General features: G+C 48.4%; 18 protein-coding genes. 10 read left to right on the top strand and 8 right to left on the bottom strand.

Annotation, left to right across the window (positions count from 1 at the left end):
* The first annotated feature begins 1,050 nt into the window (after nt 1–1,050).
* The 4 genes from EGT51_RS08190 to EGT51_RS08175 all read left to right on the top strand — a co-directional run bounded on the left by EGT51_RS08190 (nt 1,051) and on the right by EGT51_RS08175 (nt 5,024).
* Nucleotides 1,051–1,722, top strand: a complete 672-nt coding sequence (locus tag EGT51_RS08190) for a 2,3-bisphosphoglycerate-dependent phosphoglycerate mutase (protein WP_135368228.1) — start codon at nt 1,051–1,053, stop codon at nt 1,720–1,722.
* Nucleotides 1,723–1,889: 167 nt separating this feature from the next.
* Complete coding sequence (locus tag EGT51_RS08185; protein ID WP_135368227.1) at nt 1,890–3,122, top strand: serine hydrolase domain-containing protein; 1,233 nt, start codon at nt 1,890–1,892, stop codon at nt 3,120–3,122.
* Nucleotides 3,123–3,464: 342 nt separating this feature from the next.
* Complete coding sequence (locus EGT51_RS08180) at nt 3,465–4,718, top strand: serine hydrolase domain-containing protein (protein ID WP_135368226.1); 1,254 nt, start codon at nt 3,465–3,467, stop codon at nt 4,716–4,718.
* Between the two features lie 12 nt (nt 4,719–4,730).
* Nucleotides 4,731–5,024, top strand: a complete 294-nt coding sequence (locus EGT51_RS08175) for a hypothetical protein (RefSeq protein ID WP_135368225.1) — start codon at nt 4,731–4,733, stop codon at nt 5,022–5,024.
* A gap of 92 nt (nt 5,025–5,116) precedes the next feature.
* On the opposite strand, the gene EGT51_RS08170 is transcribed toward EGT51_RS08175, so the two are convergent.
* From EGT51_RS08170 to EGT51_RS08155, 4 genes are all read right to left on the bottom strand, one after another.
* Complete coding sequence (locus tag EGT51_RS08170) at nt 5,117–5,584, bottom strand: YhcH/YjgK/YiaL family protein (protein WP_135368224.1); 468 nt, start codon at nt 5,582–5,584, stop codon at nt 5,117–5,119.
* A 24-nt stretch (nt 5,585–5,608) separates the two neighbouring features.
* Nucleotides 5,609–6,859 carry an MFS transporter gene (locus EGT51_RS08165; protein ID WP_135368223.1) on the bottom strand — a complete coding sequence of 417 codons (1,251 nt, stop codon included), beginning with the start codon at nt 6,857–6,859 and terminating at the stop codon, nt 5,609–5,611.
* A gap of 10 nt (nt 6,860–6,869) precedes the next feature.
* Nucleotides 6,870–7,319: a YhcH/YjgK/YiaL family protein gene (locus EGT51_RS08160; protein WP_135368222.1), complete on the bottom strand. Its 450-nt coding sequence runs from the start codon at nt 7,317–7,319 to the stop codon at nt 6,870–6,872.
* Nucleotides 7,320–7,736: 417 nt separating this feature from the next.
* On the bottom strand, nt 7,737–8,744 hold the full coding sequence (locus EGT51_RS08155) for a LacI family DNA-binding transcriptional regulator (RefSeq protein WP_135368221.1): 1,008 nt from the start codon (nt 8,742–8,744) through the stop codon (nt 7,737–7,739).
* Nucleotides 8,745–9,187: 443 nt separating this feature from the next.
* Here EGT51_RS08155 and EGT51_RS08150 point away from each other — a divergent pair, with 443 nt between their 5' ends.
* From EGT51_RS08150 to EGT51_RS08130, 5 genes are all read left to right on the top strand, one after another.
* Entirely contained in the window at nt 9,188–10,144 is a 957-nt protein-coding gene (locus tag EGT51_RS08150; protein WP_135368220.1) for an NAD(P)-dependent oxidoreductase, read from the top strand.
* A gap of 122 nt (nt 10,145–10,266) precedes the next feature.
* Entirely contained in the window at nt 10,267–11,274 is a 1,008-nt protein-coding gene (locus tag EGT51_RS08145) for a hypothetical protein (protein ID WP_135368219.1), read from the top strand.
* 12 nt (nt 11,275–11,286) lie between these two features.
* Complete coding sequence (locus EGT51_RS08140) at nt 11,287–12,819, top strand: FGGY-family carbohydrate kinase (protein ID WP_135368218.1); 1,533 nt, start codon at nt 11,287–11,289, stop codon at nt 12,817–12,819.
* Nucleotides 12,816–13,700, top strand: a complete 885-nt coding sequence (locus EGT51_RS08135) for an L-ribulose-5-phosphate 3-epimerase (protein ID WP_135368267.1) — start codon at nt 12,816–12,818, stop codon at nt 13,698–13,700. Before EGT51_RS08140 ends, EGT51_RS08135 begins: the two co-directional genes overlap by 4 nt.
* A gap of 15 nt (nt 13,701–13,715) precedes the next feature.
* Entirely contained in the window at nt 13,716–14,447 is a 732-nt protein-coding gene (locus EGT51_RS08130; RefSeq protein ID WP_135368217.1) for an L-ribulose-5-phosphate 4-epimerase, read from the top strand.
* Between the two features lie 124 nt (nt 14,448–14,571).
* Here the strand turns inward: EGT51_RS08130 and EGT51_RS08125 are convergent, their stop codons facing one another.
* The 4 genes from EGT51_RS08125 to EGT51_RS08110 form a co-directional block, all read right to left on the bottom strand.
* Entirely contained in the window at nt 14,572–15,906 is a 1,335-nt protein-coding gene (locus EGT51_RS08125; protein ID WP_135368216.1) for a C1 family peptidase, read from the bottom strand.
* 214 nt (nt 15,907–16,120) lie between these two features.
* Nucleotides 16,121–16,927, bottom strand: coding sequence for an aldo/keto reductase (locus tag EGT51_RS08120; protein ID WP_135368215.1), 807 nt, complete (start codon nt 16,925–16,927; stop codon nt 16,121–16,123).
* Nucleotides 16,928–17,166: 239 nt separating this feature from the next.
* Entirely contained in the window at nt 17,167–17,853 is a 687-nt protein-coding gene (gene rpiA, locus EGT51_RS08115) for a ribose-5-phosphate isomerase RpiA (protein ID WP_135368214.1), read from the bottom strand.
* 5 nt (nt 17,854–17,858) lie between these two features.
* Complete coding sequence (locus EGT51_RS08110) at nt 17,859–18,200, bottom strand: N-acetyltransferase (RefSeq protein WP_135368213.1); 342 nt, start codon at nt 18,198–18,200, stop codon at nt 17,859–17,861.
* Nucleotides 18,201–18,618: 418 nt separating this feature from the next.
* Here EGT51_RS08110 and EGT51_RS08105 point away from each other — a divergent pair, with 418 nt between their 5' ends.
* Complete coding sequence (locus EGT51_RS08105; protein ID WP_135368212.1) at nt 18,619–19,158, top strand: dCTP deaminase/dUTPase family protein; 540 nt, start codon at nt 18,619–18,621, stop codon at nt 19,156–19,158.
* Nucleotides 19,159–19,245 lie beyond the last annotated feature (87 nt).

Below are 19,245 nucleotides of genomic sequence, written 5' to 3'. Positions count from 1 at the left end.
CCGTTAAGACCTATAAGCGGCCATATTATGTTGCCAATCCTAACTTACATCGAATTTGGAACCGACCAATCTACACGGTGCATTACACGTACGTTTCAGGTGTGTTTGACCGGCTGGCTGCACAACAACTCTATGCCACCAAGGAAGTGACAAAGTATAATGGTGTTCATTTCCTTTATTTGGAGACAGCAAAGGGCAAGCAATTAGGGTGGACATAGAAGACGCCTAAAACTCTGATTGCTGGCAAGTATCGGGATCCAGGAGAACAATTCTTAGCACCCCAAAAATATGAATCGTTGCGAAAAAGAGTGCAAAGTGCTCGCTCGACGGGAAATCGTGTTACCACGAATGAGAGTCTATCAATGCCACAGCATGCCTATATATTGCGAAATCACCAGCATCACATCAGTAAGGTTTTAGTAACGGGGATGGACAATCGCATTTCCAAGATTAGCTTTCGACAAGGACGTGCGACTAAGCTGACAGTTTATACGTATCGTCGGAAGCCGTGGAAAGTGATTACGAATCGTAAACGATTACGGACTCATTACCAGGCCGCTCATGCGTATACCCGGGTTGATGAAACGCGGGTAAACTTTCATGCGACCAATAAGAAGAAGCTGGTGACAGTGATTACTTATGGCTATGATGGTACAGCAAAAACGACGGTGTATCGTAATGGACATGTGACGTTTAGTACGCGAGCGTACAAGCACATTATGACCTATCCGCTCTCTCAGTTTGACTATAAGTGATTAAGGGAACAGAAAGCTGAGAATGGGACAGCTGGGGCGTTGGCAGGACTAGTTACCTGCGCTATGTAACGCAAGAGGAAAAGACGTCCTAGTTCCACTTGAACCGGATGGTCAAACGATTTAAATCCAGGGGCATTCAGTTATCAGCCTTGATGATCACTAGTCGTCTTTTGGTTTACTCTTTTCATTTTTATCAGAAAAATAAGTGAAAACTGACACAAATGACCGGGTCCCAGCCAAAACCTATGGTATGATGGTCAGTGAGAATTGATAAGAGAGAAAGGGAGCATGATCAATGGCAACGCTGGTCATTTTACGGCACGGCGAGAGTGTCGCGAACCGAGATAACATTTTTACCGGGTGGAGTGATGTGCCCCTGACGGCAAAGGGACGGCAACAGGCGGCGGCCGCTGGGCAGTTGGTCGCGGCCACGGGCTTGCAATTTGGGGCCCTGCACACGTCGATGCTCCAGCGAGCCATCGTGACGTCCAACATTGTCTTAGCGGCCATCGACCAACTGTACATTCCGGAATACAAGTCCTGGCGGCTCAACGAACGCCACTACGGCGCACTGCGGGGGCAGAACAAGGCAGCGGTCAAGGCGCGCGTGGGGGAAAAGCAGATCAAGATTTGGCGGCGGAGCTTTAAGACCGTGCCGCCACTGTTGGACCACGTCAGCCAGGACCGGCGCTATGACCAGTTCGGGCCGCACGTCGAACCACGGGGGGAAAGCTTGGAAATGGCCTACCATCGGCTGTTACCCTACTGGAACGACCAGATTGCCCCGCGGTTATTGGACGGGCACAATCAGCTGGTCGTCGCCCATGGCAGCACGTTACGGGCGTTGATCAAGTACCTGGACCATGTGGCGGATGCGGATATTAGTCAGGTGGAAGTTGCCAACGGTGAACCAATTCGTTACGACTTTGATGACCGGCTAAACGTCTTGCGCAAGCAAACCCTGTGAGTTTTTAAAGTAAATAATAAGTTCCCCTAGCCGACGAAGACTTTTATTGTCTTTGGTCGGCTTTTTCGTATAATCAAAAATGAAGGACTGACGATTGCGGGGGCAAGCTAGCCAGTCGGATGAGTAGTGTAAGGGGTTAACCAGTTAGCTAATTGGGGGAGAGAAAAGTGAATACACGAAATTTGCGCCATTGGGCGGTATTGTTCGTCATCATTCTGGGGATTGGTGGCGTCATCTGGGGGATGCACGAGATCGACCAGCAGGACCAAAAAGAGGTGGCGACCAGCAATCATCAACACGCCAAGCAAACGCACGCCACGATTGCCAAGGACGCCGCTGCCAGTAAGCAGCAACGCGACCCGGCCAAGACGGCCTTTGATCGGACCAATCGGGGCCAAGTCACACCGAAATTTAGCAAACGCTTTACGCGAGAGCTGAAGGCCAAGAAGTTTGTCGGCACGGCGCTGGTCGTGAAAAATGACCAGGTCGTCTACCAACGTGCTTTTGGTCAGGCCAACGCCAAGAAGCACCGCAAGAACAAGGTCACGTCGCAATTCTTGATCAACTCTGTCCAAAAGTCGATGACGGGGATGCTGCTGATGAAGGCGGTCCAGGCCGGGCAATTACAGCTCACGGACCGATTGAACCAGTACTATCCGGGCATTGCTCACAGCAGTGAGGTCACGATTCGCCAAATGCTGAACATGACGGCCGGCATTACCGGCGAGCTAAAGCCCGGGCGGACCCTGACGGAAAATGAGGCTTACCAATACGTCAGTCAAAATGCTCGGATCGACACCAGCAAGATTGGTAAATTCGACTACCAGCAGATTTGCTTTACGTTGCTGGCGGGCATTTTACATCAAGTCACGCACAAGTCGTATTATGATTTATTTTATCAACAATTGGTTACGCCACTGAACCTGAATCACACTGGCTTTGCCCAGCTGCGGTCGACCACCAAGGGTATGACGACCGGGTATGCCGGGACGATGCCGGGCGACTACAGTGAACCACACAAGCCATCGGCGGCCAGCATGGCGATTCAAATCGCCACCGGGAACGCGACAATGAGCGCGGGGGATGTCTTCCGCGCCGAACGTGCCATCGTTCAGGGGTCGTTGCTGTCGACGCCAGCGGGGGCCCAGGTGCTCCACGAGGCGGGGAACACCACGCTGCACTACACCGGTGGGATGTACCACCTCGACCAGCTGGGCTACTATGGCCACGGTATGGGCGACGATTACGAGAGCACCTTCGTCATCAGCAAGAACGGCCGGACCGGCGTCGTGCTCCTGTCCAACAACTTCGTGAAAAAGACAATGTATCCGGCCTGGTCCACGGAAGACCTGGGCATCCAAACGTTCAAGCAGATTGACCGGGCGAAGGTGTTGCGATAGGTGTCAGTAACAGAAGGTTGCACCTAATTGCCGTAATGGTAGGCGGCCAGTTCGCATTATGTGACTGTAAACGACGACTTTTGACGTCATGAGCACAATGCAATTAACCTTTAATCAATAATAAGTTAGCCACCAATGACTCGTTACGGCGAGTGGATTGGTGGCTTTTGTCTGGTTGGATACTGGCGATGGCTAGCGTCAATTCTTGGGCAAACGGTAGACGAATCGTGGCCAGTTTTCACCAGGCCGCGGCAACGAAGACCATTGACTGACGGTTGGTATTTTGCCGGGAGTCTCGTATAATCTAAAGGGTAAGTTTGACAAGACAGGGGCTTTGACAAAATGAAAGAAACACGAAGACAACAACACGCCGCGCAATCCCATCCTCACTGGGGGCGCTGGCTGCTACTGGTGATCTTGTTGGGATTGGTCGGCTACGGGGCCGTGCAGTGGTACCACGTGGAGCAGCGGCGCCAGTTAACGGTGACACCGACGACCGTAAAGCAGACCCACCGGCTGATTCAACGCAATGCGCAGGTGAGTCGACAACAGCGGCACCACCAGACAACGGCACTGGACCGGACCGCCGGCAGCGCCAACCCGACGTTTACGGCTAATTTGACCCAGCAGCTGACGGCCAAGAAATTTTCCGGGACCGCCTTGGTGGTGAAAGATGACCAAGTGATTTATCAGAAATCCTTTGGGTGGGCCAATAAAGCGAAGAAGCAGCGCAATACGCCAAAGACGCAGTATCTCATCAACTCGCTGCAAAAGTCGATGACGGGCCTGCTGGTTATGCGGGCCATCGAACAGGGCAAGCTCAAGATGACGGACACGCTGCACCAATTTTATCCGCAGGTCAAGCACGGCGACCGGGTCACGATTCGCCAGATGCTCAACATGGAAGGTGGCTTGCTGGGGGACATGAAGCCGGACAAGGACCTGGGTGAACACCAAGTCTACCGGTACGCGGTCAAACACGTCCGCGTCGACACGTCGCAGCTGAATCACTTTAACTATCAACCGATTTGCTACGTCATGTTGGCGGCCATTTTAAATCAGGTGACGAACCAATCGTACTACCACCAGTTTTACCAACAAATCGTGACGCCGTTAAACCTCAATGCCACCAGCTTCGTGCAGTTGCGCGCGCAAAATGCCGCCTTGTCGGTCGGCTATAATGGCCAAACACCGGGGAGCTACACGGATCCGGAAACGCCAGCGGCCAAGGATGTTAGCTCGCGGCTGGGGACGGGCAACGCTACCATGAGTCCTAGCAACGTGTTCAAGACGGTCCAGGCCATCGTCCAGGGCAAGCGGTTTAGCCACGCTTCGAGTGCCGAAAAGCTGTTAGAACCCGGCGTCGCCACGCCGAAGTATACCGGGGGAATGTACCATTTTGCGGACCAAGGCTACTACGGTCACGGGGTCGGCAACTTCTATGAGGATACCTTCTTGGTCAGCACCGATGGCCGGACCGGCGTCATCTTCATGTCGAACAATTTTTACAAGAAGACCATGTGGCCAACCTGGTCGACCGAAGACATTGCCAAGGCGACGTTTAAACAGGTGGTCACCGCGTCGACGATTTCGTAGGGAGGTGAGTCCATGTTGGATATTCGCATTGATCACAGCCTGACGGGGCTGTATCAGATCAGCCTGGCCCTGATGGTGATCCTAGCGGTGATCGTCGTGCCGCTGGTCCAAAAGCATTGGCACCGTCGCTTCCCGATACTAGAGAGCATGTGGTGGCAACTGGCGCCAATCCTGGCGTTTTCAGCCGTACAAATCGCCTACGTCACCTTCAATCTGTTCTTGGGTGGGCTGTTCTTGTTGATCGACTTGATGCTGATCTTGGATGGGTATCAGCGGCAGCAGGCGCGGTTGCACCGGCATCACTAGTGACAACCGATACGAAAGTTGGATCAAAAAAGAAGCATGTTATCTCAGCAAGGTACTGGGACAGCATGCTTCTTTTTAATTTCAGTAATGAATTAGTTCAACGCAATCTTAACGCAGAGCTTGTGGTTGTGACCAACCTTACCGTCGACCATCCCGTGGGCAGCGTGTAAGTCAGTTGGGTCAAAGATAGCGTAATGGCGATCTGTTAAGAGAGCCTTGCTATGGAAAGCAGGGTGACCGAAACGTTGGATTTCTTCTTCAGGGTCGTAAGGGCTAACGGGTTCAGCATCCCCATCATCTGCCCAACGAACCCATTCAGCACCCTTGATCATGTAGTGAATATCAATGTGTTCGCGGTGAGTTTCGTAAGTCATACCAGCGTAGTCGCGGGTATCGTATTCTTGGAAACGTAATTCAACGCCATCAGCGATCACTTTAGGACCAATGGGTTCAGCCAGTAATTCTTCAGTAGAGCGTGCATCAAGCCAGTCTAAAGCTGTTTGAATCCGTTGTTGTACCTTTTCGTTGCGTTGGTGGTTCTTGCTAAGTCCAAATTCCATGAGTAATTTCTCCTTTAAAATAAATTATTTGTTTTTATCGGCGTCGGATTCACGAACAAAGAGTAAAGCGACGACCGCGATAATCGGGAAGACAGAGATAATTAAGTATGAAGATACATAACTACCCGTTGAAGCTAAGAGTTGTCCTAACAGGACAGGGGCCAAGAAAGAACCTACTTGGTTGAAAACGTTGATGAAACCGGAAACCGTTCCTCGTTGGTCTGCTGGTGCAACTTCAACGGAAAGGTTGTTGGTAATGGTACTAAACATGAAGGCACCAACACCCATTGCACCAGTCCAGAAGTACAACATGCCGAGACTACCTTGTGGCGTCAGAGCAAACCCAATAATAGTTGGGGTGAAGATGGCCATAAAGATAGCGGCCCAGACGTGACGTGACCATTTTGAGTGGTCAGAAATCCAACCAGCAACGACCATGGAAACCACGGAAGTAATCCCAAAGATAGACATGGCAGTACCAGCAGTCACAACGTCAAATTTTAAATTCTTGACGATGAACAAGTTGGCCCAGTTGGTAACACCCCACTTAGCACCAGTAGCGAATAAACCAGTGATAGCTAACATCCACACACTACGGTTGTTAATAGCTTTCTTCAACCGTGACATAGACGATTCGGTCTCAATTTTGCCGTCGGCTTCTTTGACACCAAATTGTTGTGGGAATGGTGGGTTACCACGAAGGGCAAAGAAGGCGAAAATCAAAGCAGCCAGTGGGAAGAAAGCAGTCACACCCAAAGCAGCACGCCAACCGTAGTGAACCATAACCGTTGGGGCGTACAGGTTGATAACGGTCAACCCAAAAGAAGTACACGTGTTAAAGATACCAGTTGCAGTTGCCCGTTTCTTACCATCAAACCATTCAGTGATGATTCCTAAACAAGCTGACAAGTCAGGACCACTGACTAACCCTAAGATGAACCGAAGAGCTAAGCCATCCCAGTAACCTTGCATGAAGACCATGGCCCCCATCACAACTAAGTTACCTAAAACGGCAGCGAGCAGTAACTTCTTGTAGCCAAACTTGTCGGCCAGCATCCCACCGGGTAAAACGGTGATGGCATAACCAATGTAGAAGGCAGTCAGGTAGGAGTTACCTTGTTGAACAGTAAAGTGTAACGAATCAATTGCAGAAGGCATGATTGTCGACCAGGACAACCGAGTAATAAAACTAATTAAGAAGGCAAACCAAATGCCAGCGATAACCATCACTTGGCGGAATGTCCAGTGACTACTTGTGGCTGTAGAATTTTCCATGATAATGCTCCTATCTACCTAATTTCAAAACGATTTTTCTAACATGAGTGGGCTGATCAATCAAGCCATTGGTCCGATGAGGTTCGTGCATGCCAATTAAGACGAAGTCACCTTGATGCAATAAGACTTGGTTGAATGTTGCTGGACGTTGTACATATTGAAGGTCCCTATCCGGATTGTAAGGGGAGAGACCCACAAAATTAGTATCTGGTGAAACGTCGATGCGTTCCTCACCGGATACGATATAGTGTAGATCCAGTCGGTGTTGATGAATTTCAAAATCAAAATTTTCAATGGATTCGGTTTCATATTCAAGCGTTTGAACGTAGAAGCGTTCACCATCTTGGTGACTGCGTCCAAGCGGTGTTTTCGTTAAATCAGTTTGTTGTAGGAAGTTAACAGCTTCCTGAAGACGCTGATAATCTTGCGCATCAAAGGATGCTAAGTTTACGTAGAGCAAGTCGATTCCTCCTCAAGTTTTAGTTAAGCGATTAACTAAAACTCTAAATAAAAAGGCAATACATCAATTGCCGTTATGACGGGCTTATTACAAACAATAGCAAAATTTCTAAAATATAGTTAATCGCTTAACCACCATCAAGCAACGTAAGTGTAAACGATTACAAAAAATAAAGCAAGGGGCTAATGAAAAAATCACAAAGTCTGTTAAGGTGTAAAACGTCCCTTCCGAGTGGCAATTACCTGTTGGTGGTGGGTTTTGACTGTGATCTTCTGCAAGCAAAAAATATGATCATTTTTTTATTTCACAAATTATATTCGGATTGATCTTTAAGATAACACAAAAACCCGTCATTATGATCGCTGGGTGCATTAACGACCGTTATGACGGGCTTAATAGGGGCTATTAAGTTAAAAATTAAAAACTTTGGCGGATAACCTGTTTAGTTGGAATAATTTTAACCTTTGCTGCTGGTTCACTGGAAAAATGGTGATCGAGTTTCTCCTTGATCAGATCCATGGCAGCACAACCAATGGCAAAAGAGTCCTGGCGAATGCAACTGATTCCAGGCTTCATGAGCTGCATCCAATCGAATTCCTCATAGGTTGCGACGCCGAAGTCATCGGGGTAGGTGTACTTTAAACGCTGAGCTGTGATCAACATCTTTTGTAAGACCCGAGAGTTCATAGTAAAGAAGCCGATTTTCTTTTTCTTATCATTAAAGACGGATTTTAAGTGATCGACAAAAAGCGTCATTTCTTTGGGTGAGTCACCGTATGGAATCGTGATGAGGTGGGTGTCATCCAGGTAACCAGTGGCTAATTTAAAACCATCGTAGCGATTTAACCGGGTACTGATGCCTTCAAGTGGCCACGTAACGAAATAGAGTTCGTCATACTTCTGATTAACCATTTGTGTGACCATACTTTTAACGGCGTCGCGGTTATCAGTCACAATAGAATCAATGACACTACGGCGGGCTTGGCGGTCGACGATTACCGTAGTGGCGTTGGAAAGCTGATTGTAGACGTTGCTGTCGGGATTTACCGGATCAATGATTAAGCCGGCAACTTCTTCAGCTCGCAGACGGTTGATATTTTCAATTTCTCGTTGCTCGTCGTTGTTGGAATTGGTGAAGACCATCTTATAGCCGTAAGCCGCACAACGTTCTGAGATCCCAGAAATAACCGGAGAGGTAAAGGGGTTGGTAATGTCGGCAACGGAAACGCCAATCGTTTTGTTTTCATTTTTAGCCAGACTGCGGGCAGTCGTGCTCGGGTGGTAATCGGTTTTGTTGATGATGCCCGCTAGCTTATCACGGGTATTTTGAGACATTTTGGCATAATTGCCATTTAAGTAATTCGAGACCGTTGCCGTGGAAACTTCTCCTAGTTTGGCAATGTCCTTGATTGTAAATTTATCCACGATAAACTCCTTCTAAGATGCAAACATCTTTCACACTGAGTAGTCTTTACTGTTAGTTTAGCATGGTTATCGATCTTGGGGGTCGATAATGATAGCAGAAAGTAAATTAAAACGGTTGCAGATTGGCCGCTAACCAATGCAATCGCTAACAATCCTAACAACAAGTTTTAAATCAACGGTTGACAAACCAGCATAATAGCTTTAGAATTCTTCTTGTAAAGTTAGTTAACCGCTTAACCACATTCTAAATTAAGTTTGATTGAATTACCACCAAATTATTCAGTTTACTGATTTTTAGACCGAATTAACAAGCATTGGGCTTAGCGAACCACCGGAAACAATAAGTTTTTAGTGGAAAGTTAAGCGAATAACTTAATGGCTTGACACCGTGATGCATTTGTAACCGTTGTCAAAGACAAGACACTTTAAGGAGCGTATATCTTATGAGTAAAGCAAAAGTATTAGTTACGGGAATCATTCCAGAAGCCGGATTGACTGAATTACGAGAAGTCTTCGACGTGACTTATGATCCAGAAAAGGAAACACGTGAATGGATTTTAGCCAACCTTGCCCAATTTGATGGTTTACTGTTGATGGGAACTAAGGCTGACCGTGAATTGATTGATGCCGGTAAGAACTTGAAGATTATTACAGCTAACGGTGTTGGTTTTGACCATATTGACATTGCTTATGCTAAGGAAAAAGGCATTGTCGTTTCTAACTGCCCAATGGGTGTTCGGGTACCAACTGCTGAAATGACCTTTGCATTGTTACTGGCTACGGTTCGTCGGTTATACTTTTATGACAAGGTTGTCCGTCGTGGCGATTGGATGGACGTTTCCGAAGAAAAGTACATGGGTATGAGCCTACAAGGCAAGACTTTGGGGATTTACGGTATGGGCCGGATTGGTTCCGAAGTTGGTCGCTTCTGCCAAGCTTTGGGCATGAAGGTTATTTACAACGATGTTCGTCGGCTTGACAGCGACTTGGAAGCCAAATTAGACGTGACTTACGTTGACTTTGACACGTTGGTTAAGACTGCGGATGTGATTACGTTGCATGCACCAGCTCTGCCATCAACGACAGGTATCTTCAACGCAGATGTCTTCAGTAAGATGAAGAACACGGCCTACATTGTCAATGCTGCTCGGGGTGTTCTGATCAAGGAAGCTGATTTAGTTACTGCCTTAAAGACCGGCCAAATCGCTGGTGCTGGCTTAGACGTCTTTGAAAATGAACCAAACGTTTCTGCTGACTTACGCGCTTTGGACAACGTCATCATGTCGCCTCACGCTGGGACTGGGACTTTAGAAGCGCGAGTTGCGATTGCTCAAGAAGCTTCTCGCAACTTGATCTCATTCATCCGCGACGGCAAGCCTTTGAATCACGTGAACGCCTAAGTAAGCATCGTCTCAATGAAGATAGTTAATTGAAACTGGTCCAAGTGAACCACTCTGTTACAGGAGTGGTTCTGCTTTACAGTTTTGGTTAACCGGTTAACAAAGAATCTGGAGGAAATACATTGAAGTTCGAAAAGATTTTCAAAGATGAGTTAGATCACTGTTACGCCATTATGCGGTTACAGCAGGGCGACCACGACTTTATTGTGGTGGCTTCGGAAGAAAACAAGCCTTGTTACGCCTACGATTTGAATAATGATTATCAACGAACGACCGTCTGGCCCGATGTTGGAGGAACCATGACGATGGTTCAAATTCCTGGGACATTAAACTTTTTGGCCACCCAGAAGTTCTATCCTGGTTTTAATTCAGCGGCTTGCCGGATCGTCAAGGAAACCTTTAACGGTCAGGACTGGGATCAAACGATCGTTGGGGACTTCCCATACATCCACCGTTTTGACATTCTTCCTAAGGCCGATGGTAAAGGTTACTGGTACGTGGGCTGCTCTATTGCCAACTCCAAAAAGGATACTGACGACTGGACGGATCCTGGCAAGGTTTGGGTCGGTGACTATGACGATGATGCTGCTCGAGTGGATAATTTGCGGGCTCTGCCTGACTTCACATTGACAAAGAACCATGGTTACAAGCGGATGAACGGCTATTCGCTGATTACCGGCGTTCAAGGGATTTTCAAATTAACGCCACCCACGGCAACAGCTGATTGGCAGTTAGAACAATTGTCAGACATTGAAACTTCAGATATTTTCAGTGCTGATATTAACCAAGATGGTCGAGAAGAATACTTGACGATTGAAGGTTTCCACGGCCCATATCTACGCGTGTCAGATGATCACTTCAACTCTATCGCGCGCAGCGAAGCGGACACCCCGTTTGGCCATGCCATTTGGGGTGGTAAGTTAGGCAACCGAGACTACTTCATCTTTGGGTGGCGATCTGGTAAGCAAAATCTGGAATTGATCACCAGTGATCACCTGGATGCACAATTGATCGACCAACAAGTTGGCCCAAGTAACGTAACTGTTTACGAAAAGAATGGTCAGACTTACCTGTTGTCCGCTAACCGTGAAGCCAATCAAGTCGCTATTTACGCCATCGACATCGATTAGGAGGCTGTAACCATGGCAAACCACTTTTTAACGATTGATAACGGCGGAACAAATACAAAGGTAGCAATCTTTGATGAGCAGGGTAACCAGGTAGCGGTTACAGCATTTCCGACGAAGAATCAGGAGCCGCATCCTGGCTTTCATGAAATTGATTTAAATGAACTGCGAAAAGATCTAGGCGTTGCCATTCAGTCTGCATTACACAAAGCCCAACTTAACGGTGATGAAATCACGGGGATTTCGACGGTAGGGCATGGTAAGGGTTTGTACGTCTTGGATCAGCAGCATCAGATTTTTATGAACGGCATTCTCTCAGCAGATGACCGCGCTGAGAAACTGGCGATCGGATTCGAACAACGGGTTCATGAAATCTTTGACATTAGTCACCAACACGTAATGGCTAGCCAAGCGCCAGTTATCTTGCGATGGCTGAAGGATAATGATCCGCAGCGTTATCAGAAGATTGGGACAGTTTTGTCGAATAAGGACTTCGTGCGCTTCTTGTTGACCGGCGAGATTTGCCAGGAAATTGGCGATGTCTCTGGTAATAATTTGATTAATCTGGATACGCAGACTTATGATTCACGGCTGTTTGACTTCTTCGGAATTCCGGAGATAACACAGAAGATGCCCCGACTGGTACAGGCAACGGATCTCTGTGGTCATGTTTCTGAGGAAGCTCAGCAACTCACGGGTATTCAAGCAGGAACCCCCGTCTTTGGAGGGATGTTTGATATTGATGCCTGTGCGATTGCAACGGGTGTTTTAGACAACGATAAGTTCAGCCTGATTGCCGGAACATGGAACATGAATATCTTTCCCAATGACAAAATGGCACCGGAAGATAGTGGGCTGATGAACTCTATCTTTCCTACTGGGAAGAAGCTAATTGAAGCTTCCAGCCCCACTTCAGCTGGTAACTTAGCTATCGTCATTAAGATGTTAATGACAGCGGAGCAACGAGATGCCGAGGCCAGTGGCAAGTCGATTTATGACAACTTGGAAGTCTTCTTGGAGAACACGGATGCGACATTTTCTAAATTGATTTACTTCCCGTTTTTGTACGGCAGTAATGCGGACCCTGACGCTTCGGGGGCATTTATTGGACTGCGCAGTGCGACAACCAAATCAGAAATGATTCGGGCAGTCTATGAAGGGATTGCCTTTGCCCACCGATACCACGTTGAGAAGTTGTTGAAGGTCTTAGGTCATCAACCACAGGTCGTTCGGATGTCCGGCGGTGGGACCAATTCACCTAGTTGGGTGCAAATGTTTGCGAATATTTTGAATTTGCCAGTTGAATTGGTCACGGCTAATGAATTAGGCGGCTTGGGCGGTGCCATCACTTCTGCTGTAGGGGTTGGTCAATACCCAGACCTAGAAACAGCGGTTGCTCAGATGTCGCGGGTCAAGGTGCGTTATGAACCACAGCCTGATCAGGTGGCATTGTATGACCAAAAGTACCGATCTTACGTCAGCTTGTTAACCGCGTTAGATGGCCATTGGCAGGACTTGAAGAACTTTCAGGAGGGTGTAGCAAAGTGACAGTGAATGCACTAGGAATTTATGAAAAAGCATTACCGCAAGATTTAACTTGGGAAGAAAAGTTTAATTTAGTTCATGAATTGGGCTTTAACTTTTTGGAATTCTCAATTGATGAAAGTGACGAACGTCTGGCCCGGTTAGATTGGACCAAGGAAGAGCGGACGGCCTTTCGGGAAGCTATGTGGCGGACCAATAGCCGAATCAATACCATGATGTTGTCCGGCCACCGTCGTTTTCCACTGGGATCAGCCGATTCCAAAGTTCGTGCCAAAGCTTTGGAAATGATGCAAAAGGCGATTGACTTGGCAGTGGACTTGGGTATCCGTAACATCCAAATGGCAGGATACGATGTTTACTACGAAAAGAAAACTGTCCAGTCACGAGAATACTTCACTGAAAATCTGGCGAAGTGTGTGCACATGGCCGCTGAAAAATTAGTCACGCTATCTATTGAAACGATGGATGACCCGTTCATTAACTCAATGACTAAGATTGCGCATTATAAGTCAATGATTAAGAGTCCATTTTTGCAAGGGTACCCTGATTTAGGTAACATTTCAGCTTGGCCAGAAAATAACGTTGTTGAGGATTTGGAAAACAACATCGAACATGTTGCGGCAGTTCACTTGAAAGATACATTGCCGGTTACGCCAACCTTTAAAGGGAAGTTCAAGGAAGTCCCATTTGGAGAAGGCTGCGTGGATTTTGAGGGATGCTTACGCTTGCTTGAACGGCTAAATTATTCAGGAAGCTACACCATTGAAATGTGGACCGGAACGACTGATGATGCTGTTGAAGAAGTCAAGGCGGCTAAGCGTTTCTTTGACCAGCTATTTGAAAAGGTTGGCATCACGCAGGAACCCGTTAAAGTCACCAATTAAAAGGAGAATGATCACATGCTTGAAAAATTAAAACAAGAAGTCTATGACGCTAACATGCGTTTGCCAGAACTGGGTCTGGTCTCATTTACTTGGGGCAATGTTTCCGGAATCGACCGGGAAAAAGGCCTGTATGTCATCAAGCCATCGGGTGTCGACTACAACGATTTGAAGCCAGCTGACATGGTAGTTGTGAACTTGGACGGTAAAGTTGTTGAAGGGGAGATGAACCCATCCAGCGATACGCCAACGCATACGTACCTGTACAATCATTTTCCTAAGATCGGTGGCATTGTGCACACGCATTCCCCTTGGGCTGTCTCATTTGCTGGTGCTAAGATGGATGTACCAGCAATGAATACGACGCATGCGGATACTTTTTATGGGGATGTGCCCGCAGCGGATGCACTGACTAAGCAAGAAATCGAAGAAGATTACGAAGGCAACACGGGGAAAACCATCGTTAAGACCTTTAACGAACGGGGACTGGATTATGAGGCAATTCCTGCTGCATTGGTTAGTCAACACGGACCGTTTGCTTGGGGACCAACCCCAGACAAGGCAGTTTACAACGCCAAGGTCTTAGAAGTTGTGGCCGAAGAGGACTATCACACGTTACAATTGACGCGGGCTAACCGCGAATTACCACAATACTTGTTAGACAAGCACTACTTACGTAAGCATGGGGCTAACGCTTACTATGGTCAAAACAATGCCCATTCAAAGGATCACGCCGCTCGCGAAAACTAAGCTAACTTCATCTCCAGAGGTTATTGGTGTGGTCAAAGCAAGTGACTAGGGCAGTATTGAACATAAAAAAGGTACCGGAACCTCTCAAGGATTCCGATACCTTTTCGTTTACGCAAAATTCATGTTAAGCCAAAGCACCCATTGGATCCCAAGGGGCTAAGACCGTTGGTTCTTCCGTTTCTTGGATGTGCTTCAGGTCGTCAGGCAGGAATTGCTTGTTGACGACGACTTGGTAGCAATATTCGTCCATCCAGGCGTCGCTCATGACGAAGTAGCCCTTGGTACCGACCTTTTCGCCCCATGAGTTTTCAACCTTCCACTTGGTTGGTTGACCGTCGACCAAGTCCACACCAGTCAAGACCATGGCGTGGGTCATCAAGCTTTCCCCGTAGTCCAGGCGTTCAGCCTTGGTCGTGGAGAAGTCGATGTTGAAGAGGGCATCCTTGTCGTAGTACTTGGTGTCCATGATGCCCTTTTGCCGTTCGGAAGATTGACCGACATCACAGCCGAACCAAACGGATTGACCGGCTTGCAGCTGCTTAATGGCCAATTGTTTGAAGTCCTTCATCGAAACGTTCAAGTGCTTGACTTGACGGCCACTGACCACGTTACCCAGCATTTCTACCGTGTAGGTGTGGTTGTATGGCTTGTCAGCGGTTGGGGCGTTGATGATGGAAACGTAATCGTTTAAGTCCCAATCCACATACTTGTCGAAGAATGACTTTGGCGTCAAGCCCTTGTCGATGTGGTAGTTCTTGTCATCGTCGCGGTATTCGAAGTCAAATTTGTCGACTGGTTGGCCCAAGGAGAAGCTCAGTAAGCGGTAAACTTCACCCAGCATCTTATCCTTGGCAGCGGCGATATCCGCATCACTGGCCTTGTCAGCGACCAACTTCCGCAGAGTCATAGCGTCCTTGCGCAGTTTTAAGTTCAGCGTGCTGTTCAGTTCGCTAGACTTGGAGCTGTTGTAGGTTTCGGGCATGACCGACTTGGGCACGATCCCGTATTTTTGAATGATGGCACACAGCATGTCCCATTGCCCACCGTCTTGTTGCGGGGTCGCCATTAAGAAGGCCACCTTGCGGCTAGACGTTGGTTGGTCAGCAGTGGCCAACACATTTTCGTAGAAGTAGTTGGCTTTTTCAAATTTATCCCAGAAGTTCGTGTAGTTCTGCGATAATTCGAAATCGCTCAAATGAAACAGGTCGGCTAAGTGATGACGCATCGTGTTCAATGCGGCAAACATCCAGCAACGGCCACTTTGCTTTTGGTTGGCAACTTTCCCAGTGTCCAAATCAATGGAGAACACGGGAGTCATGTCGGTTTCAGAAGCGTAATCGGCAGAGGTTGCTAAGATACCTTGGTGGCTGACAGCACGTTCCAAAACCTTTGCGGTGGGGTCAGCAGCTAAAGCTTGTTGATAACGGGCGGTTTGATCCGCCGTGATTTCTTTACTCAATGACGTCACTCTCCTATCTTATTCTCTCATTGTACTCCAATCTTCTCATTTTTTGTATAGGGAAACGAAAAGTTGGGGATTTTTCATCACGAGCCTGGGACAAGATCTCCCAGGCTCGTGATGATACGCCTCGTCGGCCAGTCTTCCGGTTCACCGTTAATACTTAAGTAAAAAGAGATTGTCGGCCAATTGGTTAACAATCTCTCTCATTAGATTAGTCGTAGTTCAAGTGTTTGTCTTGATCCAAGGCGTTGATTGCCGCAATTTCTTCGGCGGTCAGGTTGAAGCCGGAAATTTCAAAGTTTTCCCGTACCCGCGCTGGCTTGGAAGACTTGGGGAAGACCACGAAGCCGGTGTCGACTTGCCACCGTAAGACGATTTGGGCCGGGGACTTGCCATACTTGTCGGCCAGTTTGGTGATGACCGGGTCTTCGAGGATCAGATGGCCGTGGCCAATTGGGGAGTAGCCTTCATTGACGATGCCGTTGTCCGTGTCGAATTTTCCCAGCTCGGCTTGCACCTTGTACGGGTGGCGTTCGATCTGGTTGACCATGGGCTTAACGGTCGCCATGGCAAAGACCTGTTTCAGTTGGTCTTGGGAAAAGTTGGAGACCCCAATAGCGCGAACTTTCTTTTGCTTATACAGGGTTTCCAGGGCGCGCCAGGTGTCTAACGTCAGGTCAAAGTTCTCTTCGTTGGGCCAGTGAATCAGGTAGAGGTCCAGGTAGTCCAATTGCAGGTCGTTCAACGTCTGATCGAAAGCGGCCAGCGTCTTGTCGTAGCCTTGATCGGCGTTCCAGACTTTGGACGTGATAAACAAGTCGGACCGGTCGACGTCGGAAGCCTTGATGGCCGCACCCACGGCAGGTTCATTGCCGTAAATGTGGGCACAATCTAAATGCCGATAACCCGCGTCCAACGCCGTCTTGATGGCGGCCGGAACGTCCTTACTGTCGATTAAGTAGGTGCCGAATCCTAACATGGGGATGGTGACGCCGTTACTTAACTGTGTCGTTTCCATGAAATTACCTCGCTCATTTAAGATTTTTAAAATCACTTATATTTATATGATACACTACTGTGCGAATGGTTTCATGGTTGACGCTTGTTAGTTACTGGGTAAGCCGGGTGACAGGGGAGGTGCTGGCTGTCGCTGGCGGTGGTTGTTCAGGTTTATTGACCGCGTAGTGGGAGCTGAACACAAAAAAGCGAGCTTGGGACAAAACCTCCCACTCTCGCCAGAAATCAGTTTAATTTAATTTAGTCGCGGGCGTTCAAGACTTCCGGACCGTCTTGGCGGCCGACGATGACCGTGTTGACCGTGTCTAAGAACAGGCCGTGTTCCACGACGCCAACGATACCATTTAAGGTGTTGGCGAGTTCGTGGGGGTGGTCGATGCGACCCAGATGCAGGTCGATGATGTAGTTCTTGGAGTCAGTCAGCACGTGGCTACCGTCTTCTTTCATGCGGAAGCTAGGGTTGAAGCCCATCTTGTCCAGCTTTTCCAGGACGTGGCTGGAGCCAAAGGGAATGACTTCCAAAGGCAACGGGAACTTGCCCAGGTGGTGGACCATTTTACTTTCGTCGACGATCCACATGTTCTTGGTGGAGTTGATGGCGACGATCTTTTCCCAGAGGTGAGCGGCCCCGCCACCCTTGATACCTTGGAAGTTGTCGTCGATTTCATCGGCACCGTCAATGGTCAAATCAAGGTGGTCGACTTCATCCAATTGCTTGATGGTGATGCCCAGTGATTCGGCTTGCTTGGCAGAACGGTCGGACGTGGCGACCCCGACAATGTTCAAGCCTTCGTTTTTCACGCGTTCGCCCAAAGCGTCGATCATGTAGCGAACGGTCGACCCAGTTCCAATTCCTAAAATCATACCGTCTTGAACGTACTTAACGGCTTCTTGACCCACTAAAGCTTTCAATGCGTTTTGATCCATGTGAACTACTCCTCTTCTGTGTGTAGGTGTAAGGCGACTGGTTTGACCGCCGCGTCACCGGTGACGGGTAACTGATGATCCGCCAAGAGTGCTTGGTCGGCGGGATGCTGGCTGAAGTATCGCTTGGCGTACGGATCGAGCAATTTAACCGTGACCTGCGCGGCAGTTGCCAGTTCGGTAAAACGTTTTATCAGCTGGTCAGCTAACGTGGTGGCAGACTGTGAGGGCCGGACGAAGATTTGTTCCAACACCCAGCTAGTGTTGCTCAACCGCAAATAATGCAGGCGCGCCAACAGCTGTTCATCTTGCACCACTTGTAATTGGCCAGGCTGTTCCGTAATCGTCATGGGTGAACTCCTTTCATGACCAGTCTCACTTTTAATTCTGGTCTATCGGCGAGGGATTGTCAACTCCTTTTGCCCAGAAAAAATGTGGCTGGCGAACATACTTTTGCTGGTAATCTGCGGGCAGGTTGCTTATGCTTAGAGAGGTTAATGTAAACGGCGGCTGTGGCGACCTAGGCCAATCGGGTATTTGCCTGCTTGTCGAGTAGGGACCTGGCGGCAAATCGTTTTGGCCACCGGTGCAGCTTAACGACCGGCTCACCAGTAAATTTAGGGATTGCGTCTGGGCAGATTCATGGTAAAATGAAACACTCACGGTTGCCGCCTAGACCAGTCGGTAGGTGGTCAACCATTTGAATGCGTCACTAGCCGTTCGCTTTAACAAATAACAGTGTAAAATATTATCGAGGGAGTGCTTGTCATGCAACGCGGATTTGAAATTGTCAGTAAATATGCCAACCAGGGGATCAAGCTGCCGTACCGAACCACGAAACAGGCCGCTGGCTACGACTTTGAGTGTGCGGCGGATTTCACGTTGCCTTCCATTTGGCACCATGACTTGTTGCACGCCTTCAAGCGGTTGCGGCACCAAGATGAGCTGACCACCGAAGAGCTGTTGGCGGGGCAAAGTGACCTCAAGCCTTGGTTGGTTCCCACGGGGATCAAGGCCTACATGCAGCCGGGCGAGGTGTTGATTCTGGCCAACCGTTCCAGCAATCCGTTGAAGCACAGCTTGATTTTACCCAATGGTATTGGCGTGATCGACGCGGATTACTACAACAACGAAAAGAATGAGGGTGAAATTTTCGTTCAATTAATTAACGTGGGGCTAAAAGATCAGGTCATTAAAAAAGGTCAGCGCATCGCCCAAGGGCTGTTCATGCCTTATCTGCTGGCGGATGACGAGCAGGCACCACAACAGCAACGGACCGGCGGCTTTGGCTCCTCGGACCGTAACTAAAACTTTAGAAATAGACCTGACAGACTAGTGGGGGATTGCCCGCTAGATATGCTAAAATAAAGGTATTCAGACTAAGAAAAAGGGGGA

The sequence above is a fragment of the Levilactobacillus suantsaiihabitans genome (genome assembly GCF_004745505.1).
Classification (GTDB): Bacteria; Bacillota; Bacilli; order Lactobacillales; family Lactobacillaceae; genus Levilactobacillus; species Levilactobacillus suantsaiihabitans.
Note: the sequence above shows the minus strand (reverse complement) of the source record. Positions and strands in the feature narration are given on the sequence as shown.